General features: G+C 70.7%; 12 protein-coding genes. 11 read left to right on the plus strand and 1 reads right to left on the minus strand.

Features of this window, described 5'->3' with window-relative positions; translation table 11 throughout:
• The first annotated feature begins 12 nt into the window (after positions 1–12).
• On the plus strand, positions 13–1,056 hold the full coding sequence (locus tag EJ357_RS42120) for a LacI family DNA-binding transcriptional regulator (RefSeq protein ID WP_126397291.1): 1,044 nt from the start codon (positions 13–15) through the stop codon (positions 1,054–1,056).
• A 182-nt stretch (positions 1,057–1,238) separates the two neighbouring features.
• Here EJ357_RS42120 and EJ357_RS42125 read toward each other — a convergent pair whose 3' ends face one another.
• Positions 1,239–4,226, minus strand: a complete 2,988-nt coding sequence (locus EJ357_RS42125) for an esterase-like activity of phytase family protein (protein WP_126397297.1) — start codon at positions 4,224–4,226, stop codon at positions 1,239–1,241.
• Between the two features lie 487 nt (positions 4,227–4,713).
• Between EJ357_RS42125 and EJ357_RS42130 the strand changes: the two genes are divergently transcribed.
• From EJ357_RS42130 to deoD, 10 genes are all read left to right on the plus strand, one after another.
• Positions 4,714–7,461, plus strand: a complete 2,748-nt coding sequence (locus EJ357_RS42130; RefSeq protein ID WP_126397299.1) for a tetratricopeptide repeat protein — start codon at positions 4,714–4,716, stop codon at positions 7,459–7,461.
• Positions 7,462–8,304: 843 nt separating this feature from the next.
• Positions 8,305–8,742 (plus strand): hypothetical protein, encoded by a 438-nt coding sequence (locus EJ357_RS42135; protein WP_126397301.1) that lies wholly within the window; start codon positions 8,305–8,307, stop codon positions 8,740–8,742.
• 100 nt (positions 8,743–8,842) lie between these two features.
• The gene (locus EJ357_RS42140) at positions 8,843–9,643 is read left to right on the plus strand and encodes a hypothetical protein (RefSeq protein WP_126397303.1); all 801 of its coding nucleotides are present in this window, start codon (positions 8,843–8,845) and stop codon (positions 9,641–9,643) included.
• 8 nt (positions 9,644–9,651) lie between these two features.
• Complete coding sequence (locus EJ357_RS50345) at positions 9,652–9,777, plus strand: hypothetical protein (RefSeq protein WP_267132881.1); 126 nt, start codon at positions 9,652–9,654, stop codon at positions 9,775–9,777.
• 70 nt (positions 9,778–9,847) lie between these two features.
• Positions 9,848–10,048 carry a hypothetical protein gene (locus EJ357_RS42145; RefSeq protein ID WP_126397305.1) on the plus strand — a complete coding sequence of 67 codons (201 nt, stop codon included), beginning with the start codon at positions 9,848–9,850 and terminating at the stop codon, positions 10,046–10,048.
• Between the two features lie 71 nt (positions 10,049–10,119).
• Positions 10,120–10,614 carry a hypothetical protein gene (locus EJ357_RS42150; RefSeq protein WP_126397307.1) on the plus strand — a complete coding sequence of 165 codons (495 nt, stop codon included), beginning with the start codon at positions 10,120–10,122 and terminating at the stop codon, positions 10,612–10,614.
• 111 nt (positions 10,615–10,725) lie between these two features.
• Positions 10,726–12,090, plus strand: a complete 1,365-nt coding sequence (locus tag EJ357_RS42155; protein WP_175647722.1) for an amidohydrolase — start codon at positions 10,726–10,728, stop codon at positions 12,088–12,090.
• A complete protein-coding gene (locus EJ357_RS42160; protein ID WP_126397309.1) occupies positions 12,080–13,132 on the plus strand; it encodes a LacI family DNA-binding transcriptional regulator in 1,053 nt (350 codons plus the stop codon). Before EJ357_RS42155 ends, EJ357_RS42160 begins: the two co-directional genes overlap by 11 nt.
• Before the next feature lie 87 nt (positions 13,133–13,219).
• A complete protein-coding gene (locus EJ357_RS42165) occupies positions 13,220–13,969 on the plus strand; it encodes a glutamine amidotransferase (RefSeq protein ID WP_126397311.1) in 750 nt (249 codons plus the stop codon).
• On the plus strand, positions 13,969–14,700 hold the full coding sequence (deoD, locus tag EJ357_RS42170; RefSeq protein ID WP_126397313.1) for a purine-nucleoside phosphorylase: 732 nt from the start codon (positions 13,969–13,971) through the stop codon (positions 14,698–14,700). Before EJ357_RS42165 ends, deoD begins: the two co-directional genes overlap by 1 nt.
• The last annotated feature ends 26 nt before the right edge of the window (positions 14,701–14,726 follow it).

The following is a 14,726-nucleotide window of genomic DNA, read 5'->3' on the forward strand; positions in this document are numbered from 1 at the left end:
CGGTGCAGCACCATGACCCCACAGAATGCCGCGCCGAGACGGGCCGCCGGTGGACGCCAGCCGGCGTCCATCAAGGATGTGGCGGCTGCGGCCGGTGTCAGTCCGACGACGGTCTCGCATGTGCTCAGTGGGAACCGGCCGGTCAACGAGCAGACAGCAACCCGGGTCCGGAGTGTGGTCAGCCGCCTCGGGTATGTGCCGGCCTCACTGGCGCGCGGCCTGCAGGCAGGTTCCACTTCGGTGATCGGCCTCCTGATCCCCGACATCAGCAACACGTTCTTCGCCGAGCTCGCCAAGGGCGTTGAGGATGCCGCGCACCATCTCGGTTACGGCGTCATTCTGTGCAACACGGAGTTCGACAGTGACAGGGAGGACCGTTACCTGGGTCTGATCCGCAGCCGTTTCGTCGACGGCGTGGTCTATGCGGCCGGCTCGCCCCCGTCGCGACAGCGGCTGGACGCCCTGGTGGGCCAATTTCCCATTGCCCTTGCCGACGAGGAGGTCGAAGGGCTCGAAGCCACCCTCATCACGACGGCCGATCACGAGGGTGGGGGGCGCCTGGTCGGAGAGCATCTGAGGACACTCGGGCATCGCCGTGCGCTGATGCTGACCGGCCCCAGCGACCTCAGGAGCAGCAGCGCGCGCAGCACCGGGTTCATGCAAGCATTCGAAGGCGAGGTCGTCGAACGAGTCGGCGACTTCAAGGAAGAATCCGGATACCGCCTGATAACGGAAGCTCTCGCGACCGGCCGCCTCGAACAGACAGCTGTCTTCGCCGGTAATGACCTGATGGCCATCGGGGCCCTCGCCGCACTGCGCGAGGCAGGCCTGTCCGTGCCGCAGGACGTGTCGCTGGCGGGTTTCGACGACATCAGGGCAGCCTCGCTGGTCTTCCCACCCCTGACGACCGTCCATCAACCCGCGTACGACGTGGGACACACCGCGACCGCACAACTTCTCAAGTACGTCGCACGGCACCAGGTACCGCCCTCGTCCCGGCACACTCTGCCTGTCGAACTGAAGGTCAGGGAAAGCACGGCGCCGCCCGCCTCCTGACGTGTTCGGCGGCTCTTCCTGCGATGAGCCGCGCCGCGCACGGGCCCCACCGGGAGGCGCCGCAGGGCGGGTCCGCTGCCGCCCTGCCGCCCCCCGGCCATCGGCGGCGCGCTCGTTCCCACGGCCCCCAACTCGCCCGGGCCCACCGCCGATGAAGCCGATACGAGAACTCCGTCAGGCTGTCACGGAAGTTCGGTGACGCGGTCGGTGCCCGGAGGGGTGACCGGGCTGCTGGCCGTGAGGTACTCGGTCAGGGCCGCGATGTCGTCACCGCCACCGACGGTGTTCTCGCCCTGGGCGAAGGTGGTGAAGCCGTCGCCGCCCGCCGCGAGGAAGGTGTTGGCGGCCACCCGGTACGTGGTGTCCGGGTTCAGGGTCTCGCCGTTGAGCTTGATCGACGCCGGGTCGATACGGTCGCCGACCGGGCCGCCGCGGGAGTAGGAGTAGGTCAGGCCCTTGGAGACACCGAGGACGAGCGTGGGCGCCCGGGTGCCGGAGTCGTTGAACTGCTCCTCCAGGATCTTCTCGATCTGCGCTCCGGTCAGGTCCACGGTCACCAGGGACCCGGCGAAGGGCTGCACGGCGAACGCCTCGGCGTAGGTGATCTCACCGGGTGCCTCGCCGCCCGTCGAGGTGGCGTACACCAGGTCCGCCCTGACCCCGCCCGGGTTCATCAGCGCGATCTGGGCCCCGCCCTTGTCCGTCGCCGAGGTCGCCGCGAGCTGGGCGTCGGCGACCAGGTTCGCCAGGTCGGACTCGGCGTCGCGGGTCTCGGAGCGGGTGATGTCGGCGGTGACGCTGCCGACGACCCGGTTGGCCAGGGGTGCCGAGAGGGCCTTCCACTTGGCGATGACCTCGGACTGGTCGGCGTCCTTTGCGCCGGTGCGGGTGACGAGGTGGTTCATCGCGGCGACCCGGTCGCGTACGACGTCGCCGGTGCGGCGGTCGACGGTCAGCCGGGTCTCGGTGACCACCCGGCCGAAGGAGGAGGCCGAGGTGACCATGCGCGGCTTGCCCGCCGGGTCGGGCAGCGAGCAGATGTACGGCTGGTGGGTGTGGCCGGTGACCACGGTGTCGATCGCCGGGTCCAGGTTCTTCGCGATGTCGACGATCGGCCCGGAGATTCCGTCGCACTGGCCGTAGCTGCCGGCCTGGATGCCGCCCTCGTGCAGCAGGACCACGAGGGCCTCGACGCCCTGCTCGCGCAGCTTCCTCGCGGCCGCGTTGGCGGTTTGGACCTCGTCGAGGAAGCGCACGGACTTGATCCCCGACTGGCCGGTGGCCTCGGGGGTGCCCTCCAGGGTCATTCCGATGAAGCCGACCTCGACCCCGTCGACCTTCTTGATCCAGGTGGGGGCGAGGAGTGGTTCACCGGTGGTGCGGTCGATGACGTTGGCGGCGAGCCAGGGGAACGCGGCACCGTCGTACGGCTCGTCCTTGATGTAGCAGCCGTCCTCGGGATGGCAGCCGCCGTGCTGCATGCGCAGCAGTTCCTCGGTGCCCTCGTCGAACTCGTGGTTGCCGACACTGGTGACGTCCAGGTGCAGCTTCTCCATGGACTCGACGGTCGGCTCGTCGTGGAACAGTCCGGAGAGGAAGGGACTGGCGCCGATGACATCGCCGGCGGCGACGGTCAGCGAGGCCTCGGTGCCCTCGCGGAGCTGGTTCAGCCTGGTCGCGAGGTACTCCACGCCCCCGACCGTGGTGGACTTCGGGTCCAGCTTGGAGCCGAGGTTGGCGTCCCGGCCGGTGGGCGGTTCCAGGTTGCCGTGGAAGTCGTTGAAGGACAGCAGTTGGACGTCGACCGTCCGCGCGGGCTTCGGCGCGGTGGGGAAGTCGCGGGTGTACGACGTCCAGAGCTTGCTGTCCTTGCTGTCCGTGCGGCCGTTGCCGTCGAGGTCACCGGCCGGGCCGGCACCGGGGAGGGCCGCCAGGTCCTTGGCGTTCACGGCGTTGTCGCCGTTGACGTCGGGGGTGTGGGCGGCGAGCAGCCCGGGGCGGACGGAGAGCAGGTGGAACTTGGTGGCGCTGCCGTTGAAGCCGAAGTTGTCGTCGGCGACGAGGACGAGGGAGCGGGAGCCGTCGGGCAGGGTCGGGCCCCAGGTGATGCCCTCGACGTTGTCGGCGTCGGTACCGGTGGTGGTGAAGTCGTACAGCAGCTTCTTCGCCATCGGCTTCTCGGAGCCGGACAGCTTCTCCTTGCCGCCGACGTCCGTGGCGCCGATGGTGCTCGTCCAGTACAGGCGGATGGAGAAGCCGACTCCGGAGGCGAAGGAGCGCTCGACGGTGATGTAGTCGGTCTCGTTGATCGCGAGGATCTCGGAGACTCCCCGGTCCGCGGAGTAGGTGCCGACGGGGGCGGGCAGCGGGGCGGTGGGCGCGTCGGAGATCGGGTCGACCTCGTAGACGTGCTCGGCCTCGGCGGCTCCGGTTTCACGGTCCATCACCAGCAGCCGGGACGGGCTCTTGGCCGTCAGCCCTGCTGCGGGGCCGTCCTGGACGAGGGCGTTCTCCGTGACGGTGACGGCCTTGCTGCCGTCCGGGGAGAGGGTCAGGCCTTCCAGGGCCTGGTTGTTGCGGACGCCCGAGATGAGCGTTCCGGAGGCGGACTTCACCGGCGCGTACGCCTTGGGAAGCGGCAGTTCACGTTCGTAGCCGCCGGAGGTGCTCGCCTCGCGGACGAAGGCGGGCTGTCCGGACGAGGAGGCACCCTCGCTCGTCCACAGCAGGCTCTTGCCGCCCGGTGTCCAGCGGATCGCCTCGGGGTCGACCTGCTTGGCCGCGAAGGGCTCGCCGGTGGTGTCGTTCAGCACCGTGAGGCCGTCGAGGTCGGGCTCGTCGTGCGCGAACCCGGTCCCGTCCAGCGGGAGTCGCAGGGTGTAGTAGCGGGCCTTGCCGTTCTCCGAGCGGTCGTCGCTGAGGGCGACGTACGCGTCGGACTTCCTGTCGTAGTCGATGCCGGACAGCCCCCCGAACGGCATGCCGAACTCGCTCGTCCCGGCGGGCACGGTCAGGGTGTCCAGCAGCCGTATGCCGTGCTGCTCGACGGCATCGGTACCACCGGGCTCCGCGGCGAACCCGCCGGCGACGGCCAGGCCGCCGAGGAGCGCGGCTGCGGTGAGACCGGCCACGAGCGTGCGTCTGCGACGCGTTCGAAGTCTGTGTCGCATGGTGGTCCTTCCAGGCTTTCCGAGAGGTGGTCGGGCAGGTCGTGAAGGGCCGACAGACAAGGGTGGGCCCAGCCCTCGGCCGTTGACCGGGGCGGACTGTGTCGGCTGGGGTGTGCGTGGGCCGCTCAGTGGCCCGTTGGAACAGCGTCAGAGCGAGGCGTGGTGTGCGCCGACGGCCGGGCGGGCGTACCGGTCCTCGGGCGCTCGTCCTGGGGTCGGGGCGGACGCCCGCTCATCCATGGCGCACAAGCTAGGTATCCAAAACCCTTTGCACAACCGTCGATCTCACGGACCTCGATCCGCAACGAACTCGTCCAGGCGCCGCGCGTACTGGCGTCGGGCTCGTACCATGCTTGCGGACGTTCGCAGGTGTGGGGACATCCCGAGTGACGTTGCCCGCCCGGTCGCGCTTGGTCGGCCCGCGTCACAGGCGAGGTTGCCCGGAGGCGGAGTCTTTGCGTGGAGTCGGCTGAAAGGGGCGCCGTAGGTGGGCGAGCACGGAACCGGTGATCCTCGGCTCGCCTTCGCGGCGGAACTGACCCGACTGCGTCGCAGGCTGCCGGACGTGCCGGACGAGGCGCTGGCCCGGCGGGCCGGCGCGGTGGTGCTGCCGTCCGGACGCCGGGTCACCGTTGACGCACGTCGGCTCGGCGAATGGACCAGCGGACGGTCGGTGCCCCGTCAGTTCGAGGCCGTGATGGCCCTGGTGCGCGCCGTCGAGCAGGCGACCGGTGGCGTTGCGGCCGACCGGACAGCTGTGGCGCGCTGGCAGGGCCTGTGGCGCGCCGCGCGGGAGCACCGCAGCGACCGCCTCGCCACCGGATTGCGGGAGCGCATCACCGAACGGCCGCAGGGTGTGCAGGCGCCGATCGTCATCGGGCGTCCGCCGAGCGACGCCGCCGCGCTGCGCCGGCGTCAAGAGTTCGCCGAGCGCATCGACGATGGCCTGGCGGACGATTCCGTACGGCGGATCTTGCTCACCGGTGCGGGCGGCGTCGGCAAGTCGCAGCTGGCCGCGGCAGCGTTCCACCGTGCCAAGCGGCGAAGCGAGCTTCTGCTCTGGGTGGCCGCCGACAACCGTGCTTCCGTGCTGGACGGTTATGCCCGCGCCTGGCGCGCGCTCTCGCGGGCGAGCGTCACCGGCGAGGGCGCCACGCCCGGCACCGACCCCGGCAGCGACGACGAGACGCAGGCCGACCTGTTCCTCGCCTGGCTGCGGTCGACCGCGACGTCCTGGCTCGTGGTCCTCGACGACGTCGACGACCTCGGCGAAGTGGCCGGGCTGTGGCCGGAGGGCGACGCCGGCCGGGCCGTGGTCACCACCCGTCGGCGGGACGCCGTACTGCTTCGTCCGGGCGTCCGCGTGATCCCCGTCGGTGTGTTCACCGCTGAGGAGGCCACCGGATACCTGGCCGACCGGCTGTCGCTGGATCCGGACACCGCCGCCGGGCCGGCCGGGCTCCCGGCGCACCGCCCGGAGGACCTGGTCGCCCTCACCTCGGTGCTCGGGCACTTTCCGCTCGCCCTCTCCCAGGCGGCGGCCTTCCTCATCGACACCGGCATGGACCTGCCCTCGTACCTGAACCTCCTGACCGACGAGCGGGAGAACCTCGCCGGTCTGTTCCCGTCGTCGTCCCCCGCCGACGAGCACGGCGGTACGGTGACCAGCACCCTCCAACTCGCCCTGGCGCGAGCGGAGTCACTGGCTCCGCCCGGAGCCGCCCGTGCCCTGCTCGAATTGATCTCGGTGCTGGCGCCCGACGGCATTCCGGAGGGGGTCCTGCTCAGCTCAACAGCCCGCGCATGGCTCGACGGTGACCGCTGCTGCGAGCGAGGCGAACCCCCCGAGCGGGGCGCACTGACTGAGCGGGGCGCCCTCCCCGCACGCAGCAACCTGCTCGCCTTGCGTGCCCTGCACCGGTTGAGTCTCGTCACCCACCAGGAACCGTCCGGCACTGCCGTCGTCGAGGTGCACTCGCTGGTCCAGCGGGTGGTCCGCGACGGCGTACGGCCGGACCGCCGGGCGGCGATCGCCACGGCGGCGGCCGATGCCCTGGAAGAGGTGTGGTCCGCGCCGGACTGCGCGCCCGAAAGCACGGCCGTGCTGTACCGCTGCGCCGAAGCACTGCTGGCCCACGCCGGCGACCACCTCTGGTACGACGCCGGCATGCACCCGTTGCTCCGCAGGCTGGGGACGCACCTGGCCGGCCTGGGCCGTCACGACGCGGCACGGACCATGGCGACGCAGCTCGCCGACCGAGCCCGGCGGCAACTCCCCGCCGACCATCGGGACCTGCTCACGCTTCGCGCGCAAGTGGCACAGGCCGAAGGCGACTTGGGGAACACGACGGAGGCCGTACGGCTGCTGGCGGACCTCCGGCGCGAGGCCGAGGACAGTCTGGGTCCGGCCGATCCGGACACGCTGTCCATACGGCTGCACGAGGCCCGCTGGCGGATGGAGACGGGGCTGATCGTCGCCGCCCTGGCCGACTTCGACGCCCTGGCCGCCGAGGCTCGGGCGGTGCTCGCCCCGCACGATCCGTTGGTGACGGCCGCCGAAGAGCATGTCGCCCTGTGCCGCGGCCTGTCCGGGGACGCTGTCGGCGCCCGCGACGCCTATGCCGCACTCGCCCGCGACCTGGAGCGCAGCCTCGGGCCACGGCACCCGTCGACGCTACGAGTCCTGTCCGACCTCAGCCGGTGGATCGGGGAGACGGGCGACGTGCGGACGGCCGTCGCCACCTACCAGAAGGCGGTCGACGGACTGGTCAGCGTTCTCGGCCGACTGCACCACGACACCCTCATCGCCCGGCACAACCTCGCCTACTGGCACGGGATCGCCGGAGACCACGACCTGGCAGTCGAGCAGTTCGTCACGGCGGCCGACGACGCGGAAGCCGGGCTTGGCACAGAGCACCCCACCACCCTGACCTGCCAGACAAACCTGGCCTTCTGGCGAGGTGTCGCCGGAGACACCGTCGCGGCAGTGGAACAACTCGGGCTGCTTCACCAGACGGTGGAGCGGGTGTTCGGCGCCGACCACCCGCGGTCCCTGCGCATCCGCCAGCAGCGGGCCGAACTGCTGTACAGCGGTGGGGACCACACCACCGCCGTGACCCAACTCACCGCCGTGCTCGCCGACATGGTCCGGGTCCAGGGCACCCACCACCCACGTACCCGCGAGACCGAGCGACTGCTGGCCGACTGGTCCCAGGAACCAACCGCCGCTCCCTAGAACCTCCCCCGACCGGGCGGACTTCGGCAGCCCGCCGGCGACGGACGGACAGGAGCGGCCACGTCAAGTGCCCGCACGATGCTTGGAACTCCACCTGTCGACCCGGGTTCATGCGCGGCCCTCCTGGTATCGCCCTGGTGCGGCCGGATGCCTCCCTGCCGGCGGGCACGTGAGGGTGCCTCGGCAGCGCCTGGATGCGGGAGAACGTACGCGCAGGGCCGGGCCGCCGCCTCCCGCCGAAGCCGGCGGCACGCGGGTCGGCCCGGGTTGGACGCCGGACAGCAGATCCCCGCTCCGGCCCGGTCCGGGAATCCGGGAGTCCCTGGTCGGACGGTGAGGCGCCGACGATCGGCGGATTCGGAGCGGCGCGGCTTCGGGCATGGTGCCCTTGGCTTCGGCCACGAGCGGGGCGCAGTACGCGGTCGCGGACCCGGAAGGCGAGGAGGCAGATGTCGGTGGCCAAGGCCCTGGAAGGGGCCCTCATGCTGGGCCGGTTGCGAGGGTGCGACCCGGTCGAGGCGACCAGCGCGGCCGACGTCGCGTGGTGCGGAAGGATCCTCGGGCGCGGGCGCCCCGTAGCGCCACGTCGTGGAGCGGGCGGCGTCTTGAGCATCAGGCAAGCGAAACGGGCGGATCGACATGGTGACGGACAGCAGGACGTGGGCGCCGGCACGGAGAGCTGCCGCTTCTTTTTGGAGGGCTGGGATGCGTGAAGCACCTACAGAGTCAGGGCGGAGAAGGCATCGTTGGACCGTGCCCCTCCTCGTAGGAGCTCTCGCCGTAGCCGGCTGCTCGACGGCCGGACCCGGTGGCTCTTCGAGTCAGGAGGGTTCGTCGAAGGCCGTGTCCGCTCAGCAGGCGAGCGCGTGTTCGCTGATGGACACGGAAGAGCTACCGGGGATCTTCGGTCGCTATGGCAAGTACGAGGCCTTCGTGGGCACGCGTCCCGACCCCGTCGACGGCAAGCGCCCATGGGGGTGCACGTGGGGCAACCCGACCTCCTATGCGAGCGTCCAGGAAGTCAGTCGAGAGGACTACCGGAACCGCCTGGGGGCACCGGGCGTGCAGTTGATCCCTCAAAACATGGCAAAAGGAGAGTCGTTCGGAGTCCGGCCCGCTGACGACGGACCCATGATGTTCGCTTTCACGGTGGGTGCCCGGCACTTCCTCTTTGACGTGGTCCCTTCCCGCGACGGCGACTACCCGCAGTTCGTGCAGGACGAAATCGGTCAGGACCTGCTCCGACTCCTCATCCCGGCCATGGAAGACGCCCTTACGTGATCTCGTTCCTCCGGCACCGCGAACCACCGACCACGGCGTTGCACTCGTCGAGCGCGTCATTGCGTCCGTCGAGGCCGACCCGCACCTGCGAGGAGCCCGTATGACAGCCCCTTCGGATCAGCTGCGTCCTGCTCTCCTGCCCGCCCGTGAGCGTTCCCGCGCGGTACTGGTCGGCTCCAGCTTCGGCCTGGGCTCTTCTGCGGCGGCGGACGTGACCCGCCGCTTGGCCACGGAGGCGCTCACCAGTGAGGGATCCGGTGGTGGCGCGTTCCGCCGGGAAAACACCACGCTGCTCCTGGACCCGGAGCGCCCAGCCGATGTCCTCGGTGCCGTCCGGCACGCCGCCGAAGCGGCATCAGACGTGCTGCTGTTCCAGTTCGCCGGGAAGGACTTCTACCACGAGGAACGTCTGTTCCTCGGCGTCGGGGGCACCGACCCGTGCCGTCTGGAAGACACCGGTGTCAGCCTGGAAGCGGTTGCCGACATCATGAGTGCCAGTCAGGCGGCCCGCCTCGTCGTCATCCTTGAGTGCGGCTACCCGGACGTAGCCGCGTCGGCGTTGGCCACGACGGCCCCCAGGGTGTCCGTGCTGGCCGGACCGTTGAGTTTCGGGTTCAGCGATGATCCCTTCACCGAGACCCTTGTGCGCGGGCTGGTGAAGGGAGTTCAAGGGGGGCCCGAGGTACTGGACCTGCTCACCCTCAAGAACGCGATGGAGGGTGCCTATGCCGAGACCCGCTATTGCGTGGAGAACGAATACATCGGAGCACCGTCTCGTGTGGTGCTGCGCGGCGGCGGGGACGTTGCCCTGGGCGTCAATCCGGCCTTCGGAGCCCCGAAGGGCAACGGCGCGCTGCCCCCGCATCCGGATGCCGTCGACGACTGGTGGCTGGGAGACTGAAAGACCTGTTGGCGGCAGCGACCCCCGACCCGGCCCTGGTCGGGGCGGCCCGCCGCAGCTACCAGCCGTGCGGCAGCCCGCGGGTGCACGGCGTCCGCCGTGAGCCGGTCATCAGCGCCACTGGTCTCCACTGACGCCGATCCAGCCACCGTCGCCCAGCCTTTGGGCGCATCGCCTGACGCCACGGCGATGAGAGTCGAGAGGTTGACGGTAGGTCAAAAAGCCTTGCTGGTCGGGGCGCCGCTGCTGATCGTCCGCCGCTCTGCCGAGGTGCCGGCTCTTCCCGCCGTCGAGGTCACCGAGGTGGCGGCGGACGGGTCGGGTGAGGCCCCCCGTAAAGGACGCTTCCGCCCCTGGCAAGGCGGCCTTCGCTGCCTCGGCCAGTACGAGGACGGTACGACGTGAGCTCAGGAGGGTTGACCATGCGGGGTGCCGTACGGTGGCTGGCGCGGGGCGCGGCCGCGGTCGGAGGGGTGGTGAGCCTGGCCCTCGCCGGGTGGCTGGTCTGGCTGGTGTCCGGACCGCAGCTGTCCGCGGTGCTCGGCTTCGGGCCCGTGGACGGTGTCGTGTTGATCACCGAGTGCCATGACTCCCACGATGTGGACGGGAACGTGTCCGGCACGGACTGTACGGGCTCGTACGCCTCGCGCGGAGCGGATGAGCCGGCCCGCGGGATCCTGCTGCAGTCGGCCGCCGAAAAATACCCGTCCGGTACGGCCGTGGAGGTCCGGACTGCGAGGGGACGGGCGTACGAACTGTCGGGCTCCGCCGTCCAGGATTTCGGTACCGTCGCCGGGCTCCTGCTTGTCCCGTTCCTCACTCTGTCGGCCTGGCTGTTCGCCTGCGCGCGGCACGCCAGGCTCGAGAACGCGGAGGGATACCTGTTCGCGGGGCTGGGCGGGCTCGTCGCCGTCCTGGTGCTGAGTCTCGTGACCGCCTTGCTGGTGGGCCTCGTCACCGCCGTCCTCTGACGAGTGTCCGGCCTGGCCGATCGACGGCGCGTGGATCGACCCGGATCCTGTCCGATCCGCCTGGAAAGTGATGGGTTGTGCAAAACGTTTTGCATCCCTAGCTTGAGTGCCATGAGCAAGAAAACGGCCGCTGTGTCGGGTGGCCTCGTGGTAACCGGGTGCGATGTGCTGAGCATCCCGGCGGAGGGCGAGTGCGAGATCCTCCGGGCGCACGACATCGTCGTGGCGGACGGCCGTATCCAGGAAGTACGGCCGACCGGCGGCGCGCATCCGAACGACGCCGCCGAGGTGATCGACGGCCGGGGTCTGCTCGCGGTACCGGGCCTGGTCAACGCGCACACGCACAGCCCGATGGTGCTGATGCGGGGCGCCGCTGAGGACGTGACGGTCGAGGGCTGGTTCAACGAGCGGGTCTGGCCGATGGAGTCCAACCTCACCCCCGACGACGTGCAGACCGGGGCGCTGCTGGCCTGCGCGGAGATGATCCGCTCAGGAGTCACGACCTTCGCCGACCACTACTTCTTCCCCGAGCAGATCGCCGAGGCGGTCGCCGAGACCGGCCTGCGGGCCGACATCGCGCCCACCTACTTCAGCAGCCACGGTCAGGAGGCCCTGGAAGCCACCGTGCGGTTCGCGGAGACCCGGCACGGCACGGCCGGGGGCCGAGTCACCGTCTCGCTGGGGCCGCATGCCCCGTACACCGTGGACGACGAGGATCTGCGGACCCTGTCCGGGCACGCCCGGCGACTCGGACTGCGCCTGCACATCCACGCCGCCGAACACCTGGAGCAGACCGAGTCCAGCCTCGCGCGGCGCGGTGCCACACCGATCCGGGTGCTGCACGAGACCGGGGTCCTGGAGGCGGGCGCCCTCATCGCCCACGGCTGCGGCATCGTGGAACAGGACCTGCCGCTGCTGGCCGAGTACGCCAGTACGACCGCCGTGGCCTGCTGTCCCAAGGTGTACCTCAAGCACGCACTGTCCCCGCTCACCCCGGTCCGCGACCTGCTCGACGCCGGAGTCACGGTCGCGGTCGGCACGGACGGCGCCGCCGGGCACAACACGCTTGACGTGTGGGAGGCGCTGCGGCTGGTCGCCCTGACCCAGAAGCAGGCGGTGCGGGACGCCACCTGGATGACGGTCTCCGACACCCTGCGCCTGGCGACGCGCGGCGGGGCCCGTGCCCTCGGTCTGCAGGACCGGATCGGGGCGCTGGAGCCGGGCATGCGCGCCGACATCGTGCTCACGGATCTGTCGGGCTCGCACTGCCGTCCCCTGCACGACCCACGCGCCGCACTCGTCTACAGCGCCCGCGCCAGCGACGTACGCACGGTCGTGGTCGACGGCCGGGTTCTCATGCGTGACGGACGTCTGCTGACCGTGGACGAGCCCGCACTGCTGGCGGAGGCCGATTCCCGGGTGGCGCGGATCCTCGACACCTCCCACGGACGGGTGGTGCAGCACTATGACCCGTGAGCCGTACGGGCAGCGGAGAGACGATGATCGGTCGGCGGTGCGCAGGCCCGCCTCCATCAAGGACGTGGCCGCCGCCGCGGGGGTCAGCCCCACCACCGTCTCCCATGTCCTCAGCGGCAACCGGCCGGTCAACGAACAGACCGCCGCCCGCGTCCGCAGCGTCGTCAACCGGCTCGGATACGTCCCGGCCTCGCTGGCCCGCAGCCTTCAGGCCGGCTCCACCTCCGTCATCGGCCTGCTCATCCCGGACATCAGCAACGCCTTCTTCGCCGAGCTGGCCAAGGGCGCCGAGGACGCCGCCCACGACCTGGGGTACGGGCTGATCCTGTGCAACACCGAGTTCGACGCCGAGCGCGAGGACCGCTACCTCGGCATGATCCGCAGCCGGTTCGTCGACGGCATGGTGTACGCCTCCGGGTCCGCGCCGTCGCGTCGGCGGCTGGAGGCGCTGATGGGCAAGTTCCCCATCGCGCTCGCCGACGAGGAGGTCGACGGCCTCGAACGTGCCCTCATCGCCACCGCCGACCATGAGGCGGGCGGCCGGCTGGTCGGCGAGCATCTGCGGGAGCTCGGCCACCGCCGGGTGCTGATGCTGACCGGTCCGCGCGGGCTGCGCAGCGGCGTCGCACGCGCCACCGGCTTCGTGCGGGCCTTCGGCGGTCACGTCGTCGAACGCGTCGGTGACTTCAAGGAGGCTTCCGGCCACCGCCTGGTCGCCAAACTCCTCGAGGAGGGCGGCCTGGACTGCACGGCCGTCTTCGCGGCCAACGACCTGATGGCCTTCGGTGCCCTCGCCGCCCTCACCGAGGCCGGACTTTCGGTCCCCGGGGACATCTCCGTGGTCGGTTTCGACGACATCCGGGCCGCCTCTCAGATCAACCCGCCCCTGACCACCGTCCATCAGCCGGCCTACGACGTGGGCCGCACCGCCACCGCGCAGCTCCTCCAGTACGTCTCCCGGGGCGAGGTCCCGCCCGCATCCCGGCACACCCTCCCCGTCACCCTCAAGGTGCGCGGCAGCACGGCGCCCGCCGCCCGCTGACCCCTTCCGCCCATCCCGCCCGTCCCGCAGGACGCGGTGTCGCACCACCCCTGTGCCCAAATCCCCCTTCCGAAAGGCGATTTCACCATGCCCAGAGTCCTCGTCGTCGGCGAGTCCTGGTTCACGTACACGGTCCATCAGAAAGGCTTCGACGCCTTCCACACCGCGGAGTACACCGAGGGCGGCCACGTCTTCCTCGAGGCGCTGCGCTCGCGCGGGCACGAGGTGAAGTACGTCCCCGCGCACGAGATAGCCACCCGTGTCCCGGACTCTGCGGACGGCTTCGACGCCTACGACGTCGTGATCATCAGCGACGTCGGAGCCAACAGCTTCCAGCTGCCGCCGCAGACCTTCGGCCACTCCATCCCCTGCCCCGACCGTACCGAGCTGGTCCGGGACTTCGTGGAACAGGGCGGCGGGGTGCTGATGATCGGCGGCTATCTGACCTTCAGCGGCATCGACGCCCGCGCACGCTGGGGGCGTACACCACTGGCCGACGCGCTGCCAGTGGTGATGGTCGACCGGGACGACCGGGTGGAGCTCCCGGCCGGGGCCGTGGCCGAAGTGGTGGCCGATCACGCTGTCGTACGAGGGCTGGAGCGGCTGTGGCCCGCGCTGCTCGGACTCAACGAGGTCACCGTACGGCCGGAGGCGTCCTTGCTGGCCGAGTGCGCCGGGCATCCGCTGCTCGTCGTCGGCGGGCACGGCGCGGGCCGGTCGGCGGCGTTCACCTCCGATGTCGCACCCCACTGGGCCCCGCCGCCGTTCCTGGAATGGGAGGGCTATGCCGAGCTGTGGGACCGGCTGGTGCGCTGGCTCGCCGGAGCGGAGCTGTGATGCCCGCACACGGCACACCGCACATCGCCGCCGCGCCAGGCGACTTCGCCCCCCTCGTGCTGATGCCGGGTGACCCGCGCCGTGCGCGCCGGATCGCCGAGACGTTCCTGGAGGGCGCCCGGCTCGTCACCGACGTGCGCGGAATCTTCGGCTACACCGGCACCCATCAGGGCGAGCCCATGTCGGTCCTCGCCTCCGGCATGGGCATCCCGTCGGTGTCGATCTACGCGACCGAACTGCTGCGCCACTACGGCGTACGCAGGATCGCCCGGGTCGGTACGGCAGGCGCGATCCCGGCATCGGTTGCGCTGCGGGACGTGGTGATCGCCTCCGCCGCGCACACCGACTCGCAGGTCGGCCGGCTGCCGGACAGCGGCGTCACCCTCTCCCTGGCCCCGTCCCATCGGCTGCTGGGCGCCGCCGTTCGGGCCGCGGAACAGGAACAGCCGGACGGCGGGGGAGCCGTGCGCATCGGACCGGTGTTCAGCACCGACCACTTCTACCTGGACAGGCCCGCCGTCTTCGACACGCTGGAACGCAGGGGCACCCTCGCCGTCGAGATGGAGGCCGCGGGGCTTTACGCCGTCGCCGCTGCCGAGGGCGGGGAGGCACTCGCCGTTCTGACCGCGACCGACCACCTCCGCACCGGTGAGCAGCTCACCGCCGCCGAACGGGAGACGTGCTTCGCACGGGCCGTGCGCATCGCGGCCGACGCCCTGCTCGCCGACTGAATTTCTTGCTTCAGAAATCAAACGGA

This window comes from Streptomyces cyaneochromogenes (genome assembly GCF_003963535.1).
Taxonomy (GTDB): Bacteria; Actinomycetota; Actinomycetes; order Streptomycetales; family Streptomycetaceae; genus Streptomyces; species Streptomyces shaanxiensis.

Bases quoted from the DNA above. Each gene is read 5' to 3' on its own strand.
- EJ357_RS42155 (WP_175647722.1), top strand. From the start codon at position 10,726: ATGAGCAAGAAAACGGCCGCTGTGTCGGGTGGCCTCGTGGTAACCGGG.
- EJ357_RS42120 (WP_126397291.1), top strand. From the start codon at position 13: ATGACCCCACAGAATGCCGCGCCGAGACGGGCCGCCGGTGGACGCCAG.
- EJ357_RS42165 (WP_126397311.1), top strand. From the start codon at position 13,220: ATGCCCAGAGTCCTCGTCGTCGGCGAGTCCTGGTTCACGTACACGGTC.
- EJ357_RS42160 (WP_126397309.1), top strand. From the start codon at position 12,080: ATGACCCGTGAGCCGTACGGGCAGCGGAGAGACGATGATCGGTCGGCG.
- EJ357_RS42125 (WP_126397297.1), bottom strand. From the start codon at position 4,226: ATGCGACACAGACTTCGAACGCGTCGCAGACGCACGCTCGTGGCCGGT.
- deoD (WP_126397313.1), top strand. From the start codon at position 13,969: ATGCCCGCACACGGCACACCGCACATCGCCGCCGCGCCAGGCGACTTC.
- EJ357_RS42140 (WP_126397303.1), top strand. From the start codon at position 8,843: ATGACAGCCCCTTCGGATCAGCTGCGTCCTGCTCTCCTGCCCGCCCGT.